Origin of the sequence: Carnobacterium divergens DSM 20623 (genome assembly GCF_000744255.1) — a bacterium.
In the GTDB taxonomy this organism is placed as follows: domain Bacteria; phylum Bacillota; class Bacilli; order Lactobacillales; family Carnobacteriaceae; genus Carnobacterium; species Carnobacterium divergens.
In genome coordinates this window covers 346,994-372,133 of sequence record NZ_JQLO01000001.1, presented here as the reverse complement: position 1 = coordinate 372,133, position 25,140 = coordinate 346,994, and the positions used below count along the sequence as shown (strand labels likewise).

The 25,140-nt window shown below is 38.6% G+C and carries 16 protein-coding genes, 27 tRNA genes, 3 rRNA genes and 1 riboswitch; of the genes, 5 read left to right on the top strand and 41 right to left on the bottom strand.

Going from position 1 to position 25,140, the window contains the following annotated elements; all coding sequences use genetic code 11:
* The first annotated feature begins 3 nt into the window (after positions 1 to 3).
* Positions 4 to 675, top strand: a complete 672-nt coding sequence (locus tag BR52_RS01900) for a phosphatase PAP2 family protein (RefSeq protein ID WP_034568625.1) — start codon at positions 4 to 6, stop codon at positions 673 to 675.
* A gap of 24 nt (positions 676 to 699) precedes the next feature.
* On the opposite strand, the gene BR52_RS01895 is transcribed toward BR52_RS01900, so the two are convergent.
* The 3 genes from BR52_RS01895 to BR52_RS01885 all read right to left on the bottom strand — a co-directional run bounded on the left by BR52_RS01895 (position 700) and on the right by BR52_RS01885 (position 4,308).
* The gene (locus BR52_RS01895) at positions 700 to 1,905 is read right to left on the bottom strand and encodes an MDR family MFS transporter (protein ID WP_034568623.1); all 1,206 of its coding nucleotides are present in this window, start codon (positions 1,903 to 1,905) and stop codon (positions 700 to 702) included.
* A gap of 178 nt (positions 1,906 to 2,083) precedes the next feature.
* A complete protein-coding gene (locus BR52_RS01890) occupies positions 2,084 to 2,740 on the bottom strand; it encodes an ABC transporter ATP-binding protein (protein WP_034568621.1) in 657 nt (218 codons plus the stop codon).
* Positions 2,741 to 2,772: 32 nt separating this feature from the next.
* The gene (locus tag BR52_RS01885; RefSeq protein WP_034568619.1) at positions 2,773 to 4,308 is read right to left on the bottom strand and encodes an ABC transporter permease; all 1,536 of its coding nucleotides are present in this window, start codon (positions 4,306 to 4,308) and stop codon (positions 2,773 to 2,775) included.
* A 160-nt stretch (positions 4,309 to 4,468) separates the two neighbouring features.
* Between BR52_RS01885 and mnmL the strand changes: the two genes are divergently transcribed.
* Together mnmL and mnmM are read left to right on the top strand one after the other, a co-directional pair.
* Positions 4,469 to 5,419: a tRNA modification radical SAM protein MnmL/YtqA gene (gene mnmL / locus BR52_RS01880; RefSeq protein WP_034568617.1), complete on the top strand. Its 951-nt coding sequence runs from the start codon at positions 4,469 to 4,471 to the stop codon at positions 5,417 to 5,419.
* Between the two features lie 12 nt (positions 5,420 to 5,431).
* Positions 5,432 to 5,995: a tRNA 5-(aminomethyl)-2-thiouridylate-methyltransferase MnmM gene (gene mnmM, locus BR52_RS01875; RefSeq protein ID WP_034568615.1), complete on the top strand. Its 564-nt coding sequence runs from the start codon at positions 5,432 to 5,434 to the stop codon at positions 5,993 to 5,995.
* A 43-nt stretch (positions 5,996 to 6,038) separates the two neighbouring features.
* On the opposite strand, the gene BR52_RS01870 is transcribed toward mnmM, so the two are convergent.
* From BR52_RS01870 to BR52_RS01855, 4 genes are all read right to left on the bottom strand, one after another.
* A complete protein-coding gene (locus BR52_RS01870; RefSeq protein WP_034568614.1) occupies positions 6,039 to 7,517 on the bottom strand; it encodes an MDR family MFS transporter in 1,479 nt (492 codons plus the stop codon).
* A 139-nt stretch (positions 7,518 to 7,656) separates the two neighbouring features.
* The gene (gene metK, locus BR52_RS01865; RefSeq protein WP_034568612.1) at positions 7,657 to 8,847 is read right to left on the bottom strand and encodes a methionine adenosyltransferase; all 1,191 of its coding nucleotides are present in this window, start codon (positions 8,845 to 8,847) and stop codon (positions 7,657 to 7,659) included.
* Positions 8,845 to 8,927, bottom strand: a riboswitch (SMK box riboswitch). (Overlaps the previous gene by 3 nt.)
* A 68-nt stretch (positions 8,928 to 8,995) precedes the next feature.
* Entirely contained in the window at positions 8,996 to 10,099 is a 1,104-nt protein-coding gene (locus BR52_RS01860; protein WP_034568611.1) for a TcaA second domain-containing protein, read from the bottom strand.
* Between the two features lie 69 nt (positions 10,100 to 10,168).
* On the bottom strand, positions 10,169 to 11,236 hold the full coding sequence (locus BR52_RS01855; protein WP_034568610.1) for a DUF5105 domain-containing protein: 1,068 nt from the start codon (positions 11,234 to 11,236) through the stop codon (positions 10,169 to 10,171).
* Between the two features lie 151 nt (positions 11,237 to 11,387).
* Here BR52_RS01855 and yidD point away from each other — a divergent pair, with 151 nt between their 5' ends.
* The gene (gene yidD / locus BR52_RS01850) at positions 11,388 to 11,627 is read left to right on the top strand and encodes a membrane protein insertion efficiency factor YidD (protein ID WP_437177020.1); all 240 of its coding nucleotides are present in this window, start codon (positions 11,388 to 11,390) and stop codon (positions 11,625 to 11,627) included.
* Positions 11,628 to 12,626: 999 nt separating this feature from the next.
* On the opposite strand, the gene BR52_RS01840 is transcribed toward yidD, so the two are convergent.
* From BR52_RS01840 to BR52_RS01675, 34 genes are all read right to left on the bottom strand, one after another.
* Positions 12,627 to 12,698 (bottom strand) — tRNA-Glu (locus BR52_RS01840).
* A 20-nt stretch (positions 12,699 to 12,718) separates the two neighbouring features.
* A tRNA-Ser gene (locus BR52_RS01835) sits at positions 12,719 to 12,806 on the bottom strand.
* Between the two features lie 31 nt (positions 12,807 to 12,837).
* Positions 12,838 to 12,911, bottom strand: a tRNA-Ile gene (locus BR52_RS01830).
* Between the two features lie 12 nt (positions 12,912 to 12,923).
* Positions 12,924 to 12,994: transfer RNA gene (locus BR52_RS01825), tRNA-Gly, on the bottom strand.
* A gap of 12 nt (positions 12,995 to 13,006) precedes the next feature.
* A tRNA-Asp gene (locus tag BR52_RS01820) sits at positions 13,007 to 13,080 on the bottom strand.
* Between the two features lie 56 nt (positions 13,081 to 13,136).
* A tRNA-Met gene (locus BR52_RS01815) sits at positions 13,137 to 13,209 on the bottom strand.
* Between the two features lie 37 nt (positions 13,210 to 13,246).
* Positions 13,247 to 13,336: transfer RNA gene (locus tag BR52_RS01810), tRNA-Ser, on the bottom strand.
* 23 nt (positions 13,337 to 13,359) lie between these two features.
* Positions 13,360 to 13,431 (bottom strand) — tRNA-Glu (locus BR52_RS01805).
* A 20-nt stretch (positions 13,432 to 13,451) separates the two neighbouring features.
* Positions 13,452 to 13,539, bottom strand: a tRNA-Ser gene (locus BR52_RS01800).
* A gap of 31 nt (positions 13,540 to 13,570) precedes the next feature.
* Positions 13,571 to 13,644 (bottom strand) — tRNA-Ile (locus BR52_RS01795).
* A gap of 12 nt (positions 13,645 to 13,656) precedes the next feature.
* Positions 13,657 to 13,727 (bottom strand) — tRNA-Gly (locus BR52_RS01790).
* A 10-nt stretch (positions 13,728 to 13,737) separates the two neighbouring features.
* Positions 13,738 to 13,810, bottom strand: a tRNA-Phe gene (locus tag BR52_RS01785).
* A 14-nt stretch (positions 13,811 to 13,824) separates the two neighbouring features.
* Positions 13,825 to 13,898, bottom strand: a tRNA-Asp gene (locus BR52_RS01780).
* A gap of 56 nt (positions 13,899 to 13,954) precedes the next feature.
* Positions 13,955 to 14,027, bottom strand: a tRNA-Met gene (locus BR52_RS01775).
* Between the two features lie 37 nt (positions 14,028 to 14,064).
* Positions 14,065 to 14,154 (bottom strand) — tRNA-Ser (locus tag BR52_RS01770).
* A 33-nt stretch (positions 14,155 to 14,187) separates the two neighbouring features.
* Positions 14,188 to 14,261, bottom strand: a tRNA-Ile gene (locus tag BR52_RS01765).
* A gap of 17 nt (positions 14,262 to 14,278) precedes the next feature.
* Positions 14,279 to 14,352, bottom strand: a tRNA-Met gene (locus tag BR52_RS01760).
* 28 nt (positions 14,353 to 14,380) lie between these two features.
* Positions 14,381 to 14,453: transfer RNA gene (locus BR52_RS01755), tRNA-Ala, on the bottom strand.
* A gap of 14 nt (positions 14,454 to 14,467) precedes the next feature.
* Positions 14,468 to 14,541, bottom strand: a tRNA-Pro gene (locus BR52_RS01750).
* Between the two features lie 37 nt (positions 14,542 to 14,578).
* A tRNA-Arg gene (locus BR52_RS01745) sits at positions 14,579 to 14,652 on the bottom strand.
* A 3-nt stretch (positions 14,653 to 14,655) separates the two neighbouring features.
* Positions 14,656 to 14,744: transfer RNA gene (locus tag BR52_RS01740), tRNA-Leu, on the bottom strand.
* Positions 14,745 to 14,797: 53 nt separating this feature from the next.
* Positions 14,798 to 14,869 (bottom strand) — tRNA-Gly (locus BR52_RS01735).
* Between the two features lie 4 nt (positions 14,870 to 14,873).
* Positions 14,874 to 14,949, bottom strand: a tRNA-Thr gene (locus BR52_RS01730).
* A 13-nt stretch (positions 14,950 to 14,962) separates the two neighbouring features.
* A tRNA-Leu gene (locus BR52_RS01725) sits at positions 14,963 to 15,047 on the bottom strand.
* Positions 15,048 to 15,086: 39 nt separating this feature from the next.
* Positions 15,087 to 15,159, bottom strand: a tRNA-Lys gene (locus BR52_RS01720).
* A 1-nt stretch (position 15,160) separates the two neighbouring features.
* Positions 15,161 to 15,236, bottom strand: a tRNA-Val gene (locus BR52_RS01715).
* 25 nt (positions 15,237 to 15,261) lie between these two features.
* Positions 15,262 to 15,377: ribosomal RNA gene (rrf, locus tag BR52_RS01710) — 5S ribosomal RNA — on the bottom strand.
* An 89-nt stretch (positions 15,378 to 15,466) separates the two neighbouring features.
* Positions 15,467 to 18,388 (bottom strand): 23S ribosomal RNA (locus BR52_RS01705).
* Between the two features lie 164 nt (positions 18,389 to 18,552).
* Positions 18,553 to 18,625: transfer RNA gene (locus tag BR52_RS01700), tRNA-Ala, on the bottom strand.
* Positions 18,626 to 18,714: 89 nt separating this feature from the next.
* A 16S ribosomal RNA gene (locus BR52_RS01695) occupies positions 18,715 to 20,269 on the bottom strand.
* Together the 16S, 23S and 5S rRNA genes with 27 tRNA genes alongside form the textbook arrangement of a ribosomal RNA operon.
* Before the next feature lie 543 nt (positions 20,270 to 20,812).
* Positions 20,813 to 21,340: a GNAT family N-acetyltransferase gene (locus BR52_RS01690; RefSeq protein WP_034568606.1), complete on the bottom strand. Its 528-nt coding sequence runs from the start codon at positions 21,338 to 21,340 to the stop codon at positions 20,813 to 20,815.
* A gap of 86 nt (positions 21,341 to 21,426) precedes the next feature.
* On the bottom strand, positions 21,427 to 22,773 hold the full coding sequence (locus BR52_RS01685; protein WP_034568603.1) for a glucose-6-phosphate isomerase: 1,347 nt from the start codon (positions 22,771 to 22,773) through the stop codon (positions 21,427 to 21,429).
* A 125-nt stretch (positions 22,774 to 22,898) separates the two neighbouring features.
* On the bottom strand, positions 22,899 to 23,288 hold the full coding sequence (locus tag BR52_RS01680; protein WP_034568601.1) for a hypothetical protein: 390 nt from the start codon (positions 23,286 to 23,288) through the stop codon (positions 22,899 to 22,901).
* A gap of 98 nt (positions 23,289 to 23,386) precedes the next feature.
* Complete coding sequence (locus BR52_RS01675) at positions 23,387 to 23,764, bottom strand: CvfD/Ygs/GSP13 family RNA-binding post-transcriptional regulator (RefSeq protein ID WP_034568599.1); 378 nt, start codon at positions 23,762 to 23,764, stop codon at positions 23,387 to 23,389.
* A 171-nt stretch (positions 23,765 to 23,935) separates the two neighbouring features.
* Here BR52_RS01675 and BR52_RS01670 point away from each other — a divergent pair, with 171 nt between their 5' ends.
* Positions 23,936 to 25,111, top strand: a complete 1,176-nt coding sequence (locus tag BR52_RS01670; RefSeq protein ID WP_034568598.1) for a MalY/PatB family protein — start codon at positions 23,936 to 23,938, stop codon at positions 25,109 to 25,111.
* Positions 25,112 to 25,140: the final 29 nt, after the last annotated feature.

Here is a 25,140-nt window from a genome sequence, read left to right as displayed (position 1 = left end):
TTTATGACTACAAACAAACAATCGAACACAACTATTTGGCTTTCCTTAAGCCTCCTGTCCTTTGCTATCTTTTTAAGTATGGCTATTGGAGTCGCAAGAAATGCTCCTTGGTTACATCAATTTGATCAAAGCATTACACAGCTTATCCGTGATCCGATTACAAATAGCAAATCCGCTTATTTTATTTCAATCACTACACTTGGAAATACGACCTCTATCATTGGGGTTGCGCTTATTTTTATTATTGGATGGGCAATCTACAAGAAAAGCATTTCTTATCCTAGTTGGCTGGTGTTAAATTTAGCAATTGGATCTGGTCTCTTAAATTTCACCGTTAAACAAATTTTTAGACGCCCTCGCCCAACCATTAAACATTTAGTTGAACAAGGCGGTTTTAGTTTTCCAAGTGGCCATTCGATGGGTTCAATGATTTTATTTTCAAGTATCGCATTTCTTTTAATCATCAGTATTCGACGAACGAGTATTAAATGGATAATTGCTCTAATAGCAGCTTTCCTGATTCTTTCAGTTGGCATTAGTCGTATCTATGTTGGCGTTCATTTTCCTTCTGATGTACTTGGTGGATTTGCACTAGGATTTGCTTGGATAGCCTTTGCTATTGCCTATTTCGATAAATGGATAAACTATGTCACAACCAAATTGAAACTCAAATAAAAAAATCTCCCTCGGGAGATTTTTTTATTTGACACATTTTTGTGTTCGTTGTTGAAAAACTAAACTGACTACAGCCAATACCAATAGTACAAAAATACAAATAAACAAACTTGTTATTCCGCCAAAAGACGTGACAACAATTGCCCCTAAAATAGGAGCTAACATTCTGGCAGCAGTTGCTGTTCCATTGACTAAGCCTTGGTAAAGTCCTGCTTGACCAGCTGGTGCTAATTGGTACGCAATTGTTGGAATAGCAGGCCAGGCAAACATTTCACCTAATGTTAGTAAAATCATTCCAAGTAAGAAGCCTGAATAGTCCGTCGCATTCATTGCAAATAAGAATGAACATGCAAATAAGCCGATTCCAATATAAATTTGCAGACTTAATTTTTCTTTAAATCTAGCAACTAAAGGAATAATGACCACTTGCCCTAATAAAATTAAAGAACCATTGATACTCCATAAATTCCCATACTGAGCATTGCTTACGCCTTTTACATGCGTCATATATGTCGATAAATTTGACTGCCACTGCACATGAGGCAACTGACAAAAAAGATAAGTTGCCAGTAGCAATGAAAAGGACAATAAGCCAATTTTAGTCGCTTTTTCACGTTTTCCATCTACAGTGTGGTGTTTCGTTTCCCCTATAACCTTTTCTGATTTCCAATCAATTTTTCTAAAATAGCAAACAAAAAATAATGCGTAAATAATTGCAAAAACAAAGGAACCTGTGTATACATTTTCCAATCCCTTTTTTGCTAATATTCCAGCTAAAAAGGGTCCAACAGCAACTCCAACATTTTGAGCCACATAAATCGTATTAAAACCTGTACGTCCTCCAGTAGGATGAGTTAAGCCAGCCGCTGTATAAAGACCTGCAAAAACCATTCCCATCGCAATACTAATAGCCCATATATTATAAATAAAAGCAGGCGAACCATGGAATAAAAACAAAGAACCTGTTGTGATTACTAAAATCCCCGTTCCAATTGCTAGTGAAATATAACCTGATAGGCGATCAAAAATGATTCCTCCAATAATACTTCCAATAATACCAATTCCCGAATTCACCAACAATACTTGGCCAGCTGCTGTATCAGACATACCCAAATTTTGTGTCATGTAAATCATATTAAAGGGCCAAATAAAAGACAAGCCCGTGTACAATAAAACCATTCCTACCGCTACAATCCATAAATCTTTTGGTAGCTTTGACTTAAAAGTCATTCCATTCACTCCTTCTTCCTTAAACTCCCTAGCTTTGTTGCCAGATAGACCTATTTAGTTTACACTATCTTTATTTCGGTTAAATGAGAATTGGATAAGAAAAATAAAATTAAACTTATTTTACTTCTATGTATAAAAAAAGCAAAAGAACAGACAAACTGTCCTTTTGCTTCCACAATTAAATAATGCTAAATTGTTTGTTTTTTAATTGAATGCAAACATCACTTTCCTTTGCAACTTCTTGCTCATGAGTGACCAATATAATGCATTTATTTTCTTTGTGGGCTAACTCTTGAAACAATCGGATAATGTCTCTTGATGTTTCTTCATCTAAGTTTCCAGTTGGTTCATCCGCTACAATAAATTTTGTGTCACAACACATCGCCCGCACAATCGCAATCCGTTGCTGTTGCCCCCCTGATAAATGCATCACATTTTTTTTCGCTAAAGCTTCATCAATTCCCACTCTTTTCAGCATTTCCAATGCATAATTTTTCTTATTACCTTCCTTAGATTTTGTAATTTCCATTGCTGTCACTATATTTTCTAGTGCTGTCATATAAGGCAATAAATTATAGGCTTGAAAAACAATCGATACTTTTTGATTGCGGAAATTGGTTAATCCCATTTTATTGATGGCCTTTCCTTCATAGAGAATTTCGCCTTCTTTGGGTTTATCTAAGCCAGATATCAACGATAAAAAAGTTGTTTTTCCTGAACCACTACTCCCTAAAATACTATAAAGAACGCCTTGATCGAATGTCAAATTAACATGTTGATATAACGGTGTAGCTCCCTTATCATACCAGTAGCCAATATTTTTAGCTGTAATCATCAAATCCCTCTTTTCTCTTATTTTTATTACAATTACATCGTTAAAATTTTCTTAGGTTGTAAACGAATCACACCTGCTGAAGCAAGTAATACAGATAAGAAGCAGATACCCAAACCAATACCGCCTAATTTCACTAAGTCACTCGTCGATACAAAGACATCCAATTCATCAATTTGTTTTTGTTCCGCTGAACTACTTGCTCCAAAATTGCGAACAGATTGTCCAAAGCCTCCGCCACCAGGACCACCACTTGCATCATTTCCTGGGCCTTTTCCATTTGATTCCGTTGCAGTCGTTTCACTACTTGCCGTTGTTTGTTGATCTAACAGTTGTTGACCAACCACATTTCCTACATACTTACCACTCACACCAGCAATTCCCATCGCAAGTATAAAGATAAGCAATATCTCAATAAAAAATTGAGCCATTAATTTCCAACGTTTTTCACCTAATGATAAAAGAACCCCCATTTCATATTTACGTTCGCGAATCGTCATCATAATAATTAAGGCTAAAATAATGACCCCAGCAACTGAAACTAAAATGACAATTTTTTTAGCAAAGCTTGATACATTTTCAATTGGTTGAATCATTTGTTCATATACAGCTGTATCTGTTTGCAAAGCATACGTGTCCATATCTAAGCCTGTTTTTTCAGCCGCTTTTACAAAATCATCCACATTTTCAGGGTCATCTAATTGGTACACAACAGAGTCAACTGCATTCGCGTACGTGTCCCCTTTTAACGTATTGGCAAATGTATACGGAACATATAATTGATTTGATGCATTTAGAAAACTAAAGTTAGAGGCCATCGCATCGTCACTAGCTGTTGTAGTATAAATCCCTTGAACCGTTAACTCATAAGTTTTTGTGCTATCCGTAGGGTTAGAAATGGTCACTTTATCGCCTACAGATAAACTATTGGCTTCAGCTAAACTTTGTTCTAACAAGACAACATTTTGATCTTTATCTTTTTCTGTGATGGCCTCTCCTTCTACTAATTTATTCGTGCCGTCTGTGAAGCCACTTAACGTTTCAGTCGACAAAATACCCATCACACTTAAATCACCCTGCGCATTTCCTTTACCAAATGGATTTCCGCCCTCTTCAGACCCACCAGGTCCACCTTGATTACTGCTTTCTTCACTTGATGTATCCGTTGTGTCTGTTGACGTAATCGGATCAAAGGATTCCGCACCAGCCGATGTCGTTGAAATAAAATTATAAGAAGCTACATGATCTAGGGCTGCAATTTTTTTAGCTGCCTCTAAATCAACAGGTGTCGATTGATATGACCCAGGATCAGGTCGTTTCTCTCCCTCGTCTTCCGTACTACTTGAATCCGTACGTTCACTTGGTTTTTGAAGTGTTTTTTCTCGATCAACAGCTAAAGTAACCGATCCTCCCATTGATTTTCGAGCTTCTTCAGTCGCCTTGTTAGAAGCGCTTTGAATAGTGATTCCTGCTAACACAAAAATCAAAATAACAGAAAACACTAATAATAATAAAAATGAGCGGCCTTTCTTTGCTTTAGTACTTAATAACGCACGTTTAATAAAATTCATTTAAAAGCCTCCTTGTCTATACGTTGTACAACCTTCTTTATATTTCGATTGTCATAAGAAGATTATGCCTAGTCAACCTTAAATGAACCTTAAAAATTTTATCGTAATTTTAGCCACATATTAGCCTATTCATGTTAAACTAAAAAACGAGGTGAAAAATATGACTACATTTCAATATACGAAAGATCCAAACAAGCGTTACCATACTTGGAATTACGCTTTACGCCAACAATTTGGTGAAAAAGTTTTTAAAGTTCCACTAGACGGTGGATTTGATTGCCCTAATCGTGATGGCACGGTAGCACATGGTGGTTGTACTTTTTGCAGTGTTTCTGGGTCTGGCGATTTTGCAGGTAATCGTATCGATCCCCTGCCGATTCAATTTCAAAAAGAAGTTCAAATGATGCATCAAAAATGGCCAAACGTAACCAAATACATTGCCTATTTTCAAAATTTCACGAATACTCACGCCCCTGTTGAAGAACTGCGTCACAAATTTGAACAAGTCGTCAACGAACAAGGCGTCGTTGGAATTCAGATTGCCACACGCCCAGATTGCTTGCCAGATGATGTAGTTGATTATCTAGCCGAACTCAATCAACGCTATTATTTATGGGTAGAGCTTGGTTTACAAACAATTCATGAAGAGACGAGTCAATTGATCAATCGTGCACATGACTATCAAACCTATTTGACAGGTGTCGAAAAGCTACGCAAACATAATATTAATGTCTGTACTCATTTAATTAACGGGTTGCCTGGTGAATCCGTCGAGATGATGTTAGAAAGTACTCGCCGAATGATTCTTGACTCCGATATTCAAGGAGTTAAGCTTCATCTATTGCATTTAATGAAAAACACAAAAATGGTTCGAGACTATCATGAAGGCCGTTTAGAATTAATGGATCAAAACACTTATGTAAATCTAATTTGCGATCAATTAGAGATGATTCCTCCTGAAATCATTATTCACCGCCTAACAGGAGATGCACCTCGTGACACAATCATCGGTCCAATGTGGAGTTTAAAAAAATGGGAAGTTCTTAATGCAATCGATCATGAAATGAAGCAACGAAATACTTTCCAAGGAGCCAAAAATAGTCGAAACTAAGGAGGAGATCTCATGCTAAAACGAGCAATGGACTATAGTCATCAACTGTTAAAGGAAGTCGTTACAACAGGTGATAAGGTGGTGGATGCAACGGTTGGCAATGGCGGCGATACTGTTTTGCTTGCTACCTTAGTAGGAGAATCAGGGGTTGTCTACGGATTCGATATTCAAAAACAAGCCATTGAAACAACCAAACAAAAATTACTGCTAACAGGTCTGTCTCAACAAGTTCAATTATTTCAACAAGGACACGAAACCGTTGCTGATGTTCTCCCTAAAAACGAAGAAATCAGTGCTGCAATCTTTAATTTAGGCTATTTGCCTCAAAGCGATAAATCAATCATTACAAAGGGTGAAACAACTTTAATAGCAATCCAGTCATTGCTGCCCCATTTACGCAAAGGAGGTCGTTTGATTCTTGTTGTCTATTACGGTCACGATGGTGGACTAACTGAAAAAGAAGCCGTTTTAGAATATGTCACCACACTTCCACAAGAGGAATGCAATGTCTTACGCTATGAATTTATTAATCAAAAAAATGATCCCCCTTTTGTAATTGCAATTGAAAAAAAATAAAAAAGTCGTTGCCTCCCTTTTGAAAGGAAGACAACGGCTTTTTTTAAATTTTAGGCATTTTTTTGTGATCAAATTGATTAATAACAAAGGCTAAAATTACTGCGATAAAGGCTCCAAGGAAAACTCCTTGTAATCCATCAAATAAAATTTCTCTTAAAGTAGGCAAGATTTTTGGATCTAAGCTAACTGCTGTTAATGGATTAATTAATTTATTCATCATTTTTTCATTAATACCGCTCACTGTTTCAGCTGAAATATGTTTGGCAATATTGCTATTTAAAATAATGCCATAAATTGAAATCATAATGGTTTGCCCTAAAATTCTAAACAAGGTGTTTGATGATGTTGCTACACCAATTTGATTTTTAGGCACTACATTTTGGGCGGTAACCGTAGTGGTGGTAATGGTAATTCCCATTCCAATCCCAATAATCGCTGTCACTAGTAAGAAGAGAACAAATGGTGCTGAAATTGGCAATAACAACATAAAGGCTCCACTAAATGCGACAATAATTAGACTTCCTGTTAATATCCATTTCACAGGGTATTTTAAAATAACACGTCCCGCAATAAAAGAACCCATTACCCATGTTAAAGACATTGGTGTAATAGCAAATCCTCCCATCGCCGCTTTCATTCCTAAAATCCCTTGCATCCACATTGGAATATAAACATCAACTGCGATTAAGAAACCACTCACCAATGCTGCAACCACGTTTTGAATGACAAAAGTTCGATTATTAAACAAACTTAATGGGATAATTGGATCTGCTGCACGCTTTTCAGCAACTACAAACAAAGCAAACATGATAATTGAAACTAGAAAAGCACCAATTAGCTTAAGCGAAATACTCGGATTTTCTCCTAAAATTTGGAAGCCATAAAGCAAAAACAATAACGCTCCCATCAATGTTAAACAACCAAAATAGTCAATTGGTTTTTTCTCAAAATGATATTCTTCATGTAAAAATAAACTCACTAATAAAATGGTTAATAACCCTACTGGAACATTGATATAAAAAATCCAATGCCAGCTCAAGTGATCTACAATAAAACCACCTAATAAAGGACCAAATATCCCTGCTACTCCCCATGCTGCACCGTTCATTCCTAAAACTTTAGCACGTTTTTCATAAGGGTAGATATCCGCAATAATCGTAAATGCAACCGGCATAATCGCCCCTGCTCCAATTCCTTGAATTGCTCTAAAGATAATTAATTGCGTCATAGTTTGAGAAAGTCCACATAACGCTGAACCCATAATAAAGATAATTGCTCCAATAATAAAGATTGGCTTACGTCCAATCATATCTGATAATTTACCATAAACAGGTGTCATCATAGCACTTGTTAATAAATAAATTGAAAATACCCAGTTCATTAATGCCATGCCTTCAAGACTTCCTATAATAGTCGGCATCGCAGTTGAGACAATCGTACCTTCAACAGCTGTCATAAAGGTCGCAACAAAAATAGCAATTGTTACCAACACAACATTTGTTTGTTTTTTACTTTTCTCCATTTTTACCCTTCTTTCTTTTAAAAATTAAACTTAGAACAACGTAGAAAAAAATTTCGTTCTCTAAAGCTCTAATAAACTTAATTTTTTTACAAAAAACAGCCTCTATCCTTTTGCCTGATAGAGACCGCCTCTTTATTACTTATTCCGTAACGCTTGCTTTTAATGCATCGATTTTATCTAACTGTTCCCATGGCAATTCAATGTCTGTTCGACCAAAATGACCATAAGCTGCAGTTTTTTGATAAATAGGTCTTCTTAAATCAAGCATCTCAATAATCCCTGCTGGACGTAAATCAAAGTTTTTACGAACGGCTTCTATCAACTTGCTTTCTAAGACTTTTCCAGTACCAAAGGTATCAATTGCAATGGATACAGGCTGAGCAACACCAATAGCATAGGCTAATTGGACTTCACATTTATCAGCTAATTTCGCTGCAACAATATTTTTAGCAATATAACGTGCTGCATAGCTAGCCGAGCGATCTACTTTTGTTGGATCTTTCCCAGAAAATGCTCCTCCACCATGACGCGCATAACCGCCATATGTGTCAACAATAATTTTTCTACCTGTTAAACCAGAATCTCCTTGAGGTCCACCAATGACAAAGCGTCCCGTTGGGTTAATAAAGTATTTCGTTTCATTGTCTAGCAATTCAGGTGGAATAACAGCCTTGATAACGTGTTCCTTAATGTCAGACTGTAATTCCTCCAAAGTCGTATCTGGGTGGTGCTGCGTGCTGATAACGATTGTATCCACACGTAATGGCAATCCATTTTCATCATATTCAATTGTAACCTGAGATTTTGCATCCGGTCGCAAGTAATTTAATAATCCTTCTTTTCTAACATCCGCTAATCGTTTCGTTAAACGATGGCTTAGCGCAATTGGCAATGGCATTAATTCAGGTGTTTCATTAATAGCAAACCCAAACATTAACCCTTGATCTCCTGCTCCGATTTGATCTAATGCATCTTCATCCTTCGATTTAAACTCTAAAGAATCATCTACACCTTGAGCAATATCACTTGATTGCTCATCGATTGCTACCATTACAGCACAAGTATCGGCATCAAAACCAAATTTGGCTCTCGTATAACCGATTTTGCGAATCGTCTCCCTCACAACTTTCTGGATATCTACATATGTTGTAGTTGAAATCTCTCCAACAACTAGTACCAACCCAGTCGTTACTGTTGTTTCACACGCTACACGTGCTAACGGGTCTTTCGCTAAAATTGCATCCAAAATACCATCGCTGATTTGATCTGCGATTTTATCCGGATGTCCCTCTGATACAGACTCAGAAGTAAAAAGTCGTCTTTCTGTCATAATAATTGTTCCCCCTTTGATAGTTTCGGTTACAAGGCTTCTTCACAAATGTGAATCCTTTCGGGAATCCAGTAACTATGTCATTATAACAGATTTCTTTCTTTTTTTCTTCATTATTTTATTCTTTATAAAAATGAAAATTTGTTAATTAAAGTAAATTCGTTTTATCAATTGTTTCATCACTGTTCCAATTATAGATTTTTGGCTGTTTATGATGGATATCCGTTACATTCTTCCATTCATCAGATTTACCAAAACCTTCATTACGATTAACTACTTCCCACTTATTTATTTTTTTATCATAAATTAATTCATATTTATAGACGGAACTCTTTTCAATCTCCATTTTAAATCCTTCCAAAGCAACTGATTCAAATGATGTTTCAGTATCTAAAAATAATTCTACTGCCATATGCCACTTACTTCCCTTAGTAAAAAGCTTAATTGAATCATTGTTTACTTTTATTCCATTATACTGATAGTCAATTGTTTTAAAAATTGAACGTACCCCAATAAGTTCAGAAGCCATCTCTTTTAAAACAGGACTGTCTGCATCAACAAAACCTCCCCCAATAAAGGATGCGTAATCAGTTGAAAAAAGATCTAGTGTTTTAGCAACGTCTTCTGTAAAGCTTTTTTCTTTTGGCAATTCTTTGGTTAAATAAGCATCTAAATTTTTATCTTTGTCCCAAACGATTACATCTTTTTTTGTAATTTCAATCATCGGAATATCTGAAACTAATTCCATCTTAAAAACATGTTTTCCAGGAAATATAGGTCCATATTTTTTAGAACGCGTGTCATAATTAATTAATTTTTTTTCAGCATCTCTTAAAATAATTTTATCTGCATCTGTACTAATAGTAATATAACGAGGTTGAACCTCTACTTGATACTTAGGAAAAATTAAAAATTGACGTTTTTTTGATACAATTTTAAAAAAAGAGTCATTCTGATACGATTCATTCGAATCAGTCAGCTGTTCATTTAAACTTTCAAAAAAAATATTTTTCTTATCTTTATCATTTTCAAAATAATTTATAAAAGACTTTATATCTGATTTTTTTAGAGCTAAATTTTTTTCAGAGCTAACCATACTGTTTTGTAGCTCTGTTATATTTTTTTCGGAAATTAAAACTTCAAAGTTGTTAACAAATTTTGACTTGCTAGTAGTATAGAACCCAACACTTATAACTAATATAAAAATAAGAATACAAGTTATTGCAAGCAAAATTTTATCTTTATTTTTCATTTTCTCGCTCCTATTCTTTTTGAAATAAAAAGCCCATACTATAAATATAGCACAGGCTTAATAAAATAATTAATCTACATTTCCAGTAAAAGCACGTAACAGATTTTCATTTGAAGCATCTACATTACTCTTCATACTAATATCCCATTTTCCGGCTTTTTTAGTTAGTAAAACTTTAATATCATTTCTTGGTTCCCCAAGTTCACTTTTTTCTAAAATTTCTGGATATTTTGTAAGAGCATATTGTTCAGATTTTTCAGAATCATAAGTGTCATTCTCATCATTATATTCTTCTTTGTATTCTCTAATAATGTCAATAATAGAATCATTTGATAAACCTTTAAATTTAACTTCCACTAGGGCTTTTTCACCAGTATTACCAAGTAATTTTGTTTCAATCGTAGCTCTTTTAGCTTCAGTTTCTTGATAATTTTTAAATAAAGTTGTTAACTCATCATCTGTTGGTTTGTAATTATAAACAACATAATCTTTTGTTACTTTATTAAAAGCTTTTTTGAATTCTGCAATTGCCTCTTCACTATTAGTCGATACTAAATTATCATAATTTTCATTTTCTTTATTTAAAAAAACAACATCCATATAAGCATCTAAAGCCTTTTTAGGTTCATCTAATTTTTTCAAACTATCTTTGTATTGCGTTTGATCAACCGCAAGTTCAACATCTTTTTTATTGTCTTCATCAAATGAATTCGTTGCAAAATTTAAGGAGTATTCTTTATCCTTTTTGACATTGAATAAGATAGTTAATTTTAAACTTTTATCAGCAGACAATTTTCCGCCTTCTTCAGATGTTTTAAATCCACTTTTATAGTCGGTAATTGGATTAATTTTTTCATCTTCACCTTTTTCATACAGAGCGAAATTATCCGCTGTAATGTACATTTGCTCTTTACTTTTATTTTTCACTTTAACTTGTAAAGCAATATAAGTATCTGATCCGCCTTCTCCATCCTCACTAAAAGGAACAACATATTCACCTTTTTCAATTTGAACTTCTGCTACTTTACTTTTAGCAATCGGTTTGTCATCACTCTTTGAATTTTTTGTATTTCCCCCACATCCAGCAACTACTAAAGTTATTAGAAGTACTGATAACAACAACATTTTCTTTTTCATTTTCCAACTCCTATTAATATTTATTTAAAAAACTTTCATTATAAATGATACCATACACTTGTTATCATATCAAATGTTTTTTAATTAATTCTTGACTTATTACTCAAGTTACACTACCATAAGCATACATGAATAATATAAAGGTAGATGAATGATGTTAAAAAAAATACTAATTGGCTTTGTTCAATTTTATCAAAAATTTATATCCCCAATGTTTCCTCCAAGTTGCCGATATACTCCTACTTGTTCTAGTTACATGATTCAATCAATTGAACGATTCGGTGCAATAAAAGGAACTGGAATGGGAATTTGGCGCATTCTACGTTGCCACCCATTTGTTAAAGGTGGCTACGATCCTGTTCCTGAAAAAAAAGGCATGAACATTAATTAATTTAAACTCTTTTTGCTGTATACTTCTTCTTTTTTTGGTAAAATAGAAGAAGTCTATCTTAAAAGGAGTTTTTTTATTTGATTCAAATGAGACAAAATTTCACACGTACCTTATTTTTTAATCCCCTATTTCTTATTTTTATATCCCCATTCACACTAATCTTATTAGGAACAGTTCTTTCTATTCAATTTAGTTCCTTCAAATTCACTTCATTTTTACTACTGTATTTATTTGTTCTACTAAATCAATTTCTTGAAAAAATTTTTGCTTATCACCAAAAAGAAAAACATGAATTAAAGTTACTACCAATTATTCTTTTTGAAATTTTAAATTTACTACTTATGTTTTACTTTACACTATCAAATAACTTTTTAATTGGGATCTTACTTCTGCTCTATAGTATCGTCATCCATCTTCAATATATTCCGTATAATTTAAGCTTGAGTTTATATTCTTTAATTTTAACAAGTTTATTTAAAGGAGGAATCTTGACTTACATTAGCTTTTATATCCAAACTGGTTTTATATCTAAAGAACTTTATTATTGGAGCCTTTCATCAATCATCTTGCATGTATTTATAGGCTACAGTAAGCAGCTCGTTGAAGTAGATTTGCAAACGAAAATAACCTCAAAAAAATCTTTTTTATATCTAATTTCCCTTATTCTAAGTACCTATATTTTTACCTTTTTAAGTCTCTATCTTCCTAACTATCTTAAAAACTGGATTTTTCTTTTATTACTAAGTATCCCACTAGCAATAAAAGTCATACAATTATTTCAAGTAAATAAAATCAATCACTCTACTAGTTACAAAATAAAACTAATCAATCTGTTCCAAATACTATTTACTATCTTACTATGTATTACAGCCTTGATTAAAGTATTTGTTACCCAAAAATGATAAACGAATGAAAAAGACATTACCGAGGTAGCTCTCAGTAATGTCTTTTCATTCGTTTATAAAACAAAAAAAGTCTTCTGATAATCAGAAGACTCAATGACCCGTACGGGAATCGAACCCGTGATACCGCCGTGAAAGGGCGGTGTCTTAACCGCTTGACCAACGGGCCTTTTTATTAAAATTAAAATACGGAGAAGGAGGGATTTGAACCCTCGCGCCGCGTTAACGACCTACACCCTTAGCAGGGGCGCCTCTTCAGCCACTTGAGTACTTCCCCAATCCAATATTTTAAAAGTATTTATTTACAATGGGCCTAAATGGACTCGAACCATCGACCTCACGCTTATCAGGCGTGCGCTCTAACCAGCTGAGCTATAGGCCCATAAAAAAAAAAAGCGGGTGACGAGAATCGAACTCGCGACAACAGCTTGGAAGGCTGTGGTTTTACCACTAAACTACACCCGCAATACTATAAAACGGTCTGGACGGGACTCGAACCCGCGACCTCCTGCGTGACAGGCAGGCATTCTAACCAGCTGAACTACCAAACCAAAAATGTATGTTGTATTGCGTCACTTCTTCTCTTTAAACAAGTGTTTTAGAGAAATTGCGGGGACAGGACTTGAACCTGTGACCTTCGGGTTATGAGCCCGACGAGCTGCCAACTGCTCCACCCCGCGATAATTTAAATGTTTCTCTACTTAATAAAAAGTAGTAAGGAGGATAAGGGATTCGAACCCTTGCGTGGTTTTACCCACCTGACGGTTTTCAAGACCGTTCCCTTCAGCCGGACTTGGGTAATCCTCCGAAAAAAAGTTTTTATAAAACTATGACCCGTACGGGAATCGAACCCGTGATACCGCCGTGAAAGGGCGGTGTCTTAACCGCTTGACCAACGGGCCTTTTTATTAAAATTAAAATACGGAGAAGGAGGGATTTGAACCCTCGCGCCGCGTTAACGACCTACACCCTTAGCAGGGGCGCCTCTTCAGCCACTTGAGTACTTCCCCAATCCAATATTTTAAAAGTATTTATTTACAATGGGCCTAAATGGACTCGAACCATCGACCTCACGCTTATCAGGCGTGCGCTCTAACCAGCTGAGCTATAGGCCCATAAAACGTAAAAGCGGGTGACGAGAATCGAACTCGCGACAACAGCTTGGAAGGCTGTGGTTTTACCACTAAACTACACCCGCAAAATAAATATGGCGCAGGACAGAATCGAACTGCCGACACATGGAGCTTCAATCCATTGCTCTACCAACTGAGCTACTGAGCCAAATATATTTCTAACGGTCTGGACGGGACTCGAACCCGCGACCTCCTGCGTGACAGGCAGGCATTCTAACCAGCTGAACTACCAAACCAAAAATGTATGTTGTATTGCGTCACTTCTTCTCTTTAAACAAGTGTTTTAGAGAAATTGCGGGGACAGGACTTGAACCTGTGACCTTCGGGTTATGAGCCCGACGAGCTGCCAACTGCTCCACCCCGCGATAATTTAAATGTTTCTCTACTTAATAAAAAGTAGTAAGGAGGATAAGGGATTCGAACCCTTGCGTGGTTTTACCCACCTGACGGTTTTCAAGACCGTTCCCTTCAGCCGGACTTGGGTAATCCTCCGAAAAAAATAATATGAATATTTGAATATATCAATGGACCTTGTAGGACTCGAACCTACGACCGAACGGTTATGAGCCGTTTGCTCTAACCAACTGAGCTAAAGGTCCGAGGTCTATTCATTTAATAGCGGCGAAGGGGATCGAACCCCCGACCTCCCGGGTATGAACCGGACGCTCTAGCCAGCTGAGCTACACCGCCAAAATAATTATATCTAAGTTTTTAAAAGTGGAGCCTAGCGGGATCGAACCGCTGACCTCCTGCGTGCAAGGCAGGCGCTCTCCCAGCTGAGCTAAGGCCCCATAATTAAAATCAATCGGGAAGACAGGATTCGAACCTGCGACCCCTTGGTCCCAAACCAAGTGCTCTACCAAGCTGAGCTACTTCCCGTTTTGAACTCGAAGATATGATCTTTATTTCTAAAGAATGCACCCAAGAGGGGTCGAACCTCTAACCGCCTGATTCGTAGTCAGGTACTCTATCCAGTTGAGCTATGGGTGCAAATGGTGCCGAGGGCCGGAATCGAACCGGCACGGTGATCACTCACCGCAGGATTTTAAGTCCTGTGCGTCTGCCAGTTCCGCCACCCCGGCATGGAATGTGGATCAGATTTTTCAATCTGGGCAATCTTATTATTAGTCTAACAAGCGGAAAACGGGGTTCGAACCCGCGACCCCCACCTTGGCAAGGTGGTGCTCTACCACTGAGCTATTTCCGCAAAATGGTGCCGGCTAAAGGAGTTGAACCCTCGACCCTCTGATTACAAATCAGATGCTCTACCAACTGAGCTAAGCCGGCTATATAAAATAAATGGTGCGGGTGAAGGGACTTGAACCCCCACGCCGTTAGGCGCTAGATCCTAAATCTAGTGCGTCTGCCAATTCCGCCACACCCGCAAAAGTATGGCATAACTACACATTTGAAATGCTTAGTTATGAGTCATGTAGGATTCGAACCTACGACCCTCTGATTAAAAGTCAGATGCTCTACCAACTGAGCTAATGACTCATGGTGGAGGTTAACGGGATCGAACCGCTGACCCTCTGCTTGTAAGGCAGATGCTCTCCCAGCTGAGCTAAACCTCCATATGAAATTTAAAATAAATAATCTGCGTGGCAACGTCCTACCCTCACAAGGGGAAACCCCTAACTACTATCGGCGCTGAGAAGCTTAACTTCTGTGTTCGGCATGGGAACAGGTGTATCCTTCTCGCTGTCGCCACCACACTTCTTATTTAGTTGAGACAACTTCGTTCTCTCAAAACTGGATATTGTAAGCACAATTTACTTTTTGATTCATGTGTTCCACCATTTATTTGGTTAAGTCCTCGACCGATTAGTATTGGTCCGCTCCATACATCGCTGTACTTCCACTTCCAACCTATCTACCTGATCATCTCTCAGGGGTCTTACTTGCCGAAGCAATGGGAAATCTCATCTCGAGGGGGGCTTCACGCTTAGATGCTTTCAGCGTTTATCCCTTCCACACATAGCTACCCAGCGATGCTCTTGGCAGAACAACTGGTACACCAGCGGTGTGTCCATCCCGGTCCTCTCGTACTAAGGACAGCTCCTCTCAAATTTCCTACGCCCGCGACGGATAGGGACCGAACTGTCTCACGACGTTCTGAACCCAGCTCGCGTACCGCTTTAATGGGCGAACAGCCCAACCCTTGGGACCGACTACAGCCCCAGGATGCGATGAGCCGACATCGAGGTGCCAAACCTCCCCGTCGATGTGGACTCTTGGGGGAGATAAGCCTGTTATCCCCAGGGTAGCTTTTATCCGTTGAGCGATGGCCCTTCCATGCGGAACCACCGGATCACTAAGCCCGACTTTCGTCCCTGCTCGACTTGTAGGTCTCGCAGTCAAGCTCCCTTCTGCCTTTACACTCTACGAATGATTTCCAACCATTCTGAGGGAACCTTTGGGCGCCTCCGTTACTCTTTAGGAGGCGACCGCCCCAGTCAAACTGCCCGTCTGACACTGTCTCCCACCACGATTAGTGGTGAGGGTTAGAGTGGTCATACAGCAAGGGTAGTATCCCACCAATGCCTCCACCGAGACTGGCGTCCCGGCTTCTATGGCTCCTACCTATCCTGTACAAGCTGTACAAACACTCAATATCAAACTGCAGTAAAGCTCCATGGGGTCTTTCCGTCCTGTCGCGGGTAACCTGCATCTTCACAGGTACTATAATTTCACCGAGTCTCTCGTTGAGACAGTGCCCAGATCGTTACGCCTTTCGTGCGGGTCGGAACTTACCCGACAAGGAATTTCGCTACCTTAGGACCGTTATAGTTACGGCCGCCGTTTACTGGGGCTTCAATTCTGAGCTTCGCCGAAGCTAACCCATCCTCTTAACCTTCCAGCACCGGGCAGGCGTCAGCCCCTATACGTCATCTTACGATTTTGCAGAGACCTGTGTTTTTGATAAACAGTCGCCTGGGCCTATTCACTGCGGCTGACCAATTGGTCAGCACCCCTTCTCCCGAAGTTACGGGGTCATTTTGCCGAGTTCCTTAACGAGAGTTCTCTCGCACACCTTAGGATACTCTCCTCGACTACCTGTGTCGGTTTGCGGTACGGGCAGATTGTTTCTAACTAGAAGCTTTTCTTGGCAGTGTGACATCAGGAACTTCGGTACTATTAGTTCCCTCCCCATCACAACTTGTCCTTATAGTAGCAAGCATTTAACTCACTTCAAGACTTATTGCTTAGACGCGCATATCCAACAGCGCGCATTCCTTAGCCTACTGCGTCCCTCCATTGTTCAAACAAAACAAACTGGTACAGGAATATCAACCTGTTGTCCATCGCCTACGCCTATCGGCCTCGGCTTAGGTCCCGACTAACCCTGGGAGGACGAGCCTTCCCCAGGAAACCTTAGTCATACGGTGGACGGGATTCTCACCCGTCTTTCGCTACTCATACCGGCATTCTCACTTCTAAGCGCTCCACTAGTCCTCACGATCTAGCTTCAACGCCCTTAGAACGCTCTCCTACCATAGAACCCTAAGGTTCTATCCACAGCTTCGGTGTACTGTTTAGCCCCGGTAAATTTTCGGCGCAGGGTCACTCGACTAGTGAGCTATTACGCACTCTTTAAATGATGGCTGCTTCTGAGCCAACATCCTAGTTGTCTAAGCAACCCCACATCCTTTTCCACTTAACAGTAACTTTGGGACCTTAGCTGGTGGTCTGGGCTGTTTCCCTTTCGACTACGGATCTTATCACTCGCAGTCTGACTCCCGGATATAAATCAATGGCATTCGGAGTTTATCTGAATTCGGTAACCCTAGAAGGGCCCCTAGTCCAAACAGTGGCTCTACCTCCATGATTCTTAATTCCGAGGCTAGCCCTAAAGCTATTTCGGAGAGAACCAGCTATCTCCAAGTTCGATTGGAATTTCTCCGCTACCCACACCTCATCCCCGCATTTTTCAACATACGTGGGTTCGGTCCTCCAGTGCGTATTACCGCACCTTCAACCTGGACATGGGTAGGTCACTTGGTTTCGGGTCTACGACCACATACTCATTCGCCCTATTCAGACTCGCTTTCGCTGCGGCTCCGTCTTATCAACTTAACCTCGCATGTAATCGTAACTCGCCGGTTCATTCTACAAAAGGCACGCTATCACCCATTAACGGGCTCTAACTATTTGTAAGCACACGGTTTCAGGTACTCTTTCACTCCCCTTCCGGGGTTCTTTTCACCTTTCCCTCACGGTACTGGTTCACTATCGGTCACTAGGGAGTATTTAGCCTTGCGGGATGGTCCCCGCGGATTCCGACGGAATTTCTCGTGTTCCGCCGTACTCAGGATACACAACAGAGTGAACTTTGTTTCAAATACGGGGCTTTTACCCTCTTCGGCGGACCTTTCCAAGTCGCTTCTTCTACAAAATTCATTTATGACTCTTAATGTCGTGTCCTACAACCCCAAAGAGCAAGCTCTTTGGTTTGGGCTCTTCCCGTTTCGCTCGCCGCTACTCAGGGAATCGAATTTTCTTTCTCTTCCTGCAGGTACTTAGATGTTTCAGTTCTCTGCGTCTACCTCTACTAACCTATGTATTCAGTTAGTAGTAACATCCTATAAAAGATGCTGGGTTCCCCCATTCGGAAATCTTTGGATCAAAGCTTACTTACAGCTCCCCAAAGCATATCGGAGTTAGTCCCGTCCTTCTTCGGCTCCTAGTGCCAAGGCATCCACCGTGCGCCCTTATTAACTTAACCTATTTTGATTACTCAAAATTGTCGTTAATACGTTTTATCTTACGATAAGAACGTTAAAAAACTCATTTAAAACGCGGTGTATACATTGTTTCTTTTTTCATAAATTGCTTTCTTACAATATCCAGTTTTCAAAGAACAAATTAATTTTGCAACCTAAGTTACAATGGAGCCTAGCGGGATCGAACCGCTGACCTCCTGCGTGCAAGGCAGGCGCTCTCCCAGCTGAGCTAAGGCCCCTTTTTAAGGGTATTTAAATGAGAAGATTAGACCTCTCAAAACTGAACAAAGTAATGACGAATGTGTGGGGTTTCCGTAATATTCCTTAGAAAGGAGGTGATCCAGCCGCACCTTCCGATACGGCTACCTTGTTACGACTTCACCCCAATTATCTATCCCACCTTAGACGGCTGGCTCCTAAAAGGTTACCTCACCGGCTTCGGGTGTTACAAACTCTCGTGGTGTGACGGGCGGTGTGTACAAGACCCGGGAACGTATTCACCGCGGCGTTCTGATCCGCGATTACTAGCGATTCCGGCTTCATGTAGGCGAGTTGCAGCCTACAATCCGAACTGAGAATGGCTTTAAGAGATTAGCTTGGCCTCACGACTTCGCGACTCGTTGTACCATCCATTGTAGCACGTGTGTAGCCCAGGTCATAAGGGGCATGATGATTTGACGTCATCCCCACCTTCCTCCGGTTTGTCACCGGCAGTCTCACTAGAGTGCCCAACTGAATGCTGGCAACTAGTAATAAGGGTTGCGCTCGTTGCGGGACTTAACCCAACATCTCACGACACGAGCTGACGACAACCATGCACCACCTGTCACTTTGTCCCCGAAGGGAAAGCTCGATCTCTCGAGTGGTCAAAGGATGTCAAGACCTGGTAAGGTTCTTCGCGTTGCTTCGAATTAAACCACATGCTCCACCGCTTGTGCGGGTCCCCGTCAATTCCTTTGAGTTTCAACCTTGCGGTCGTACTCCCCAGGCGGAGTGCTTAATGCGTTAGCTGCAGCACTGAAGGGCGGAAACCCTCCAACACTTAGCACTCATCGTTTACAGCGTGGACTACCAGGGTATCTAATCCTGTTTGCTCCCCACGCTTTCGAGCCTCAGCGTCAGTTACAGACCAGAGAGTCGCCTTCGCCACTGGTGTTCCTCCATATATCTACGCATTTCACCGCTACACATGGAATTCCACTCTCCTCTTCTGCACTCAAGTTCTCCAGTTTCCAATGACCCTCCCCGGTTGAGCCGGGGGCTTTCACATCAGACTTAAAGAACCGCCTGCGCTCGCTTTACGCCCAATAAATCCGGACAACGCTTGCCACCTACGTATTACCGCGGCTGCTGGCACGTAGTTAGCCGTGGCTTTCTGGTTAGATACCGTCAGGGGATGAGCAGTTACTCTCATCCTTGTTCTTCTCTAACAACAGAGTTTTACGATCCGAAAACCTTCTTCACTCACGCGGCATTGCTCCGTCAGACTTTCGTCCATTGCGGAAGATTCCCTACTGCTGCCTCCCGTAGGAGTCTGGGCCGTGTCTCAGTCCCAGTGTGGCCGATCACCCTCTCAGGTCGGCTATGCATCATGGTCTTGGTGAGCCATTACCTCACCAACTAACTAATGCACCGCGGGTCCATCCATAAGTGGTAGCCGAAGCCACCTTTCATCAAGCGACCATGCGGTCACTTGAAATATGCGGTATTAGCATCCGTTTCCGAATGTTATCCCCCTCTTATGGGCAGGTTACCCACGTGTTACTCACCCGTCCGCCACTCACTTGGTCGAAAAGCAAGCTTTTCAACTTCGTGCGTTCGACTTGCATGTATTAGGCATGCCGCCAGCGTTCGTCCTGAGCCAGGATCAAACTCTCATATAAAAGTTATGATTAAGACCGAAGTCTTATGCTCATTTTTGATTGCTAGCGAATAATTATTCACTATTTTGTTTGTTTCTCTTGACCTAGTCAAGAGACCCTACACATTTGGTTCGTCTTACTTTGTTCAGTTTTCAAAGGTCTAAGTTGTTTCGTTGTCGTTTTAACAACTTCTATATATTAACATTCGTTTAGAAGTTTGTCAACACTTTTGAATAAATATTTTTTCGATTGAATAATTATTCATATCTGTCGTCGTTCTTAATTGACGACTTAGAAATATTATCACATTCAATCAATGTTTGTCAACACTTATTTAAAAACATTTTTCAATGTCTTTCTAGGAGTTATTAGCTCTTAGCGACATCAACTACTATACCAAGTTTCTGATTATTGGTCAATAGAAATCTACACATTTTTATACATTTTTTTAATAAGCCGTACAATTCTATTTATAGACCCGATTTCATACTGGATAATCCAGTATTTTAACGCATGTTAAACCTTATTACATACGTGTTTATTGATAAGTTAGATTGCTTAGACTTAGCAATCTAACTTATACAAATTGAAATCTGCTATTTGTTCTCCTGCATCATGTTGGTAAATTGTTTTAAAAAAGTTAAATCCTGCATTTTGATATAATGCATTTAAAACTTTATTATCCGCAATACAATCCAATCGAATTTCTTTTTTACCTTTAGATTTGCTATATTTTTCCACTTCAGTGAGAATTTCCATCGCTATACCTTGACCTGAATAATGACGATTAATCGCTAATCGATGCAAGTAAAAATAATGATCACTCTTGTCTACTCCCCAAAGTTCCTGATCCCATGAACTTTGTTTATTCCACAAAATACACATTCCGGCTAGGGCATCTCCCTTAGTAAAATAAAAAACATCTCCTCTTTCAATAGCTGATTTTGTATCGTGATTGTCCTTTCCTTCCAAAATGCCGTTCCATTGCTTAGAACCTTTTGCTTTTAACCATTTTGCAGATTCTATCAACAAATCAGTTATAAGTGTGTACTCCTTCATACTGGCTTTGTTTAACTTTAGTTGTGTATTCATTTTTCCCTCTTTTCTTCTATAGTAAGATATAAAAATAGACATGCACTTTTAAGTACATGTCTATTTAGTTTGTTTAATGAGATATTTTATAGACGTTCATTTAATTCTTTTGCTAACTCTTCGAAACCAGGTTTACCTAAAAGGGCGAACATATTTTTTTTATAAGCTTCGACTCCTGGTTGGTCGAATGGATTGACACCATTTAAATAACCTGAAATTCCTACTGCAATTTCAAAGAAGTACATCAAGTAGCCTAATGTGTACGCATCTGTTTCTGGAATTGTAACTAACAAGTTAGGAACTTCTCCATCTGTGTGTGCCAATAATGTTCCTTGGAATGCTTTTGTGTTTACAAAATCAATTTCTTTTCCTTGTAAATAACCTAAACCGTCTAAGTCTGATTCTGTTACTGGGATTTTAATATCATGACGTGCTTTGTCTACTTTGATAACTGTTTCAAAGATATTGCGACGTCCTTCTTGGATATATTGTCCTAGGGAGTGTAAATCAGTTGAAAAGTTTGCACTTGATGGATAGATGCCTTTTTGGTCTTTTCCTTCTGACTCTCCGAATAACTGTTTCCACCATTCTGAGAAGTATTGTAGACTTGGTTCATAGTTGATTAAAAGCTCGGTTACTTTTCCTTTGCGGTATAAAGCATTACGAACAGCTGCATATTGATATGCTTCGTTTTCTTCTAGTTTATCACTTGAATAAGCAACGCTAGCGTCAGCAGCACCTTTCATTAAAGCATCAATATCTGCTCCACTTGCTGCGATTGGCAATAATCCAACGGGTGTTAAAACAGAGAAACGTCCTCCTACATCATCTGGGATAATAAACGATTCGTATCCTTCTGCGTTGGCTTCTTCTTTTAAAGCGCCACGAGCTTTGTCTGTTGTTGCATAAATACGTTTTTTAGCTTCTTCTGCTCCGTATTTTTTAATTAGTAATTCTTTAAAGACGCGGAATGCGATTGCAGGTTCTGTTGTTGTACCTGATTTTGAAATGATGTTTACTGAGAAATCACGGTCGCCAATTACTTCAATTAAATCATGTAGGTAGCTTGAACTAATGCTATTTCCAGCAAAGAAAATTTGTGGTGCTTTACGGTCTTCTTTGCCTATTAGGTTATAGAATGAGTGGTTTAAAAAGTCTAAAGCAGCTTTTGCTCCTAAATAAGAACCGCCAATACCAATTACAATCAGGATTTCAGAATCTGATTGAATTTTTTTAGCTGCAGCTTTAATTCTGCTAAATTCTTCTTTATCGTAAGCAGTTGGTAAATCAATCCACCCTAAGAAGTCACTGCCTTGTCCTGTTCCTTTACGTAGCATCTCATCTGCCGTTGTTACTTGTTGTTGTAAGTAATCAACTTCGTGTGGTTGTAAAAATTGGTCGATTTTTGAATAATCAAATTGAATATGTGGCATATTTTACCCTCCGATATTAAATTTTACAAGCTTTGTATTCCCTTTCTACTTTAGTAGTTTTTGAAGGAAAATGCAAGAAAAAACAGGAAGTTCTTTTAAATAAGAGCTTCCTGTTTTAGTTATATTTAAAATTGTGGTACTCCTGAGATTTCCCAAGTTTTCAATGCATCTCTCAAAGCACTTGTGTGCTGCCATGACAAATTGGATTCTGAAGGTTTTAAAAGCATTTCTAAATTTTCCATTTCTTTTGGCATTTCAAATACAAATAAAGGAATTCGCATGTCATCTACTACGGCATTTGTTAGTTCAAATAAATTTAATGATGAGACTTCAATGGTTAATTTCTCTTTTAAATCTTCTAAAATACTGGCTAAACCAGTTCTATCTTTTGATAGTTTTGTTGCCGGAAAAGAAAAGTCATCTGCTTTGCCAGACTGATTGGCAACTAAAAATACGGACTTTCCATCCTTATCAAGAGCCATTACGGTTCCTGCAACCCATTGTTTCTCAATCATTTTATATGCACCCCACACTATAATTTTAACTTCTAGAAATAGTACAATTTGTATCATAACATAATTTTTTAAAATTAAAAGCTCTAATTAATAATTAATTAATTGTTTCGGGCTTTCTCATCTTTTTTAGCTTCTTCAATCCATTTTGGTAGCATTTTCGCAATGGATTGAAATCCTGGTTTGACTGCTTTGTCTTGCCTGTTTTTGCGTTTTTTATGGTGGTATTGGAATGTAACATTTTCTTCAAGTGATCGCATTGATAAACTGATTTTCTTAGTGTACTCATCAACGTCAATAACCATTACTTCGATTTCTTCTCCAACTTGAAGAACATCATTTAAATTTTTAACAAAGCCATGTTTGCATTCTGAAATATGAACAAGTCCCTGCGTTTCTTTATCTAACGAGACAAATGCTCCGTATGGCTGAATGCCGGTTACTTTGCCTTTTACAATAGTTCCGATTTTGTAGTTCATGTTTTCACCTCTTTTGTTTAGATTTTCATGAATCAATTCTAGTTCATTATAGCACCACTTTTTTAGAAATGGGGAATTTTTACTTATTTATTCGTGTAACTATTTTTGAGAAAACGTCTTCAATGCAGTATACTACTCTATATAGAATGTTTTTATTTAAGGGGGAATTTTATGGAAAGTCATTTTGATGAGGTTATTAATCGCTTAGAAACAAACTCGATTAAATGGGATACGTTGGAAGATCGTTATGGATCAACTGAGGTTTTACCAATGTGGATTGCTGATATGGATTTTAAAACGCCAAAAGTTGTGTTGGATGCTTTAAAAAACACCTTGGAAAACTGTCCTGTTTTGGGGTATACAAAAGCACCTGATTCACTTTATGAGGCAATTATTGATTGGCAGCAACAGAAACACAATATGTCTTTAACAAGAGAGGCTATTTTATTTTCACCAGGTGTTGTGCCTAGTCTCGCGTTAGTTGTCAATGCCTTTACCTCACCTGAGGATAACGTTATGATTCACGATCCAGTATATCCTCCCTTTACGTCTATGATTACTGCCAATCAACGAAAGGTCCTTCGTTCTGAACTGACAATTAAAGATAACCAGTTTGTCATGAATTTTGAAGAAATAGAACAGCAATTCAAAACAAAGGATGTAAAATTGTTTATTTTATGTAATCCTCATAATCCTGGTGGACGAGTTTGGTCAAAAGACGAATTGATACAGCTTAGTGAACTGTGTTATAAATACAAGGTTATTTTAGTAAGTGATGAGATTCATGGTGATCTGATTTTTAATCCACATCGTTTTACTTCAGTCGTAACGATTGATGAACGTTATCAGGATTTTGTTGTTACCTTAACGGCTGCAACAAAAACATTTAATATGGCTGGAACAAAGAATTCAATGATTTACGTTTATAATGAAGGTTTACGAAATCTATTGGTTCAAGAACAACATAAATCAGAACAAAGTGGCATTAATACTTTCGGTTATGTAGCAACAGAAGCAGCTTATCGATTAGGTGATGATTGGTTAGCTGACTGTTTAGACTATCTGGAAGGAAACTTAGCTTTGGTAGTAGACTTTTTTGCAACTGAATTACCTGAAGTAATGGTTGTCAAACCACAAGGAACTTACTTAGTTTGGTTTAATGCTTCTTCTTTAGGATTAGAGGACCAAGCCTTGACTCAGCATTTTGTGGAGGTAGGAAAAATTGGGTTGAATGCAGGCATTGACTTTGGTCCTGCTGGTAGTCAATTTCTTCGGATGAATATTGCCACATCAAGAACAACTTTAGTCGAAGGGTTAAAACGAATTAAATATGCGTTTACTCATTAAAAATACCATTCAGTCTTTAAAGGACTGAA

Coding starts and splice junctions, on each gene's coding strand:
- BR52_RS01870 (WP_034568614.1), bottom strand. CDS start 7,517: ATGGAGAAAAGTAAAAAACAAACAAATGTTGTGTTGGTAACAATTGCT.
- BR52_RS01860 (WP_034568611.1), bottom strand. CDS start 10,099: ATGAAAAATAAAGATAAAATTTTGCTTGCAATAACTTGTATTCTTATT.
- BR52_RS01685 (WP_034568603.1), bottom strand. CDS start 22,773: ATGCCACATATTCAATTTGATTATTCAAAAATCGACCAATTTTTACAA.
- BR52_RS01890 (WP_034568621.1), bottom strand. CDS start 2,740: ATGATTACAGCTAAAAATATTGGCTACTGGTATGATAAGGGAGCTACA.
- yidD (WP_437177020.1), top strand. CDS start 11,388: ATGATGTTAAAAAAAATACTAATTGGCTTTGTTCAATTTTATCAAAAA.
- BR52_RS01675 (WP_034568599.1), bottom strand. CDS start 23,764: ATGAACTACAAAATCGGAACTATTGTAAAAGGCAAAGTAACCGGCATT.
- BR52_RS01680 (WP_034568601.1), bottom strand. CDS start 23,288: ATGATTGAGAAACAATGGGTTGCAGGAACCGTAATGGCTCTTGATAAG.
- metK (WP_034568612.1), bottom strand. CDS start 8,847: ATGACAGAAAGACGACTTTTTACTTCTGAGTCTGTATCAGAGGGACAT.
- BR52_RS01895 (WP_034568623.1), bottom strand. CDS start 1,905: ATGACTTTTAAGTCAAAGCTACCAAAAGATTTATGGATTGTAGCGGTA.
- BR52_RS01690 (WP_034568606.1), bottom strand. CDS start 21,340: ATGAATACACAACTAAAGTTAAACAAAGCCAGTATGAAGGAGTACACA.
- BR52_RS01885 (WP_034568619.1), bottom strand. CDS start 4,308: ATGAATTTTATTAAACGTGCGTTATTAAGTACTAAAGCAAAGAAAGGC.
- BR52_RS01900 (WP_034568625.1), top strand. CDS start 4: ATGACTACAAACAAACAATCGAACACAACTATTTGGCTTTCCTTAAGC.
- mnmM (WP_034568615.1), top strand. CDS start 5,432: ATGCTAAAACGAGCAATGGACTATAGTCATCAACTGTTAAAGGAAGTC.
- mnmL (WP_034568617.1), top strand. CDS start 4,469: ATGACTACATTTCAATATACGAAAGATCCAAACAAGCGTTACCATACT.
- BR52_RS01670 (WP_034568598.1), top strand. CDS start 23,936: ATGGAAAGTCATTTTGATGAGGTTATTAATCGCTTAGAAACAAACTCG.
- BR52_RS01855 (WP_034568610.1), bottom strand. CDS start 11,236: ATGAAAAAGAAAATGTTGTTGTTATCAGTACTTCTAATAACTTTAGTA.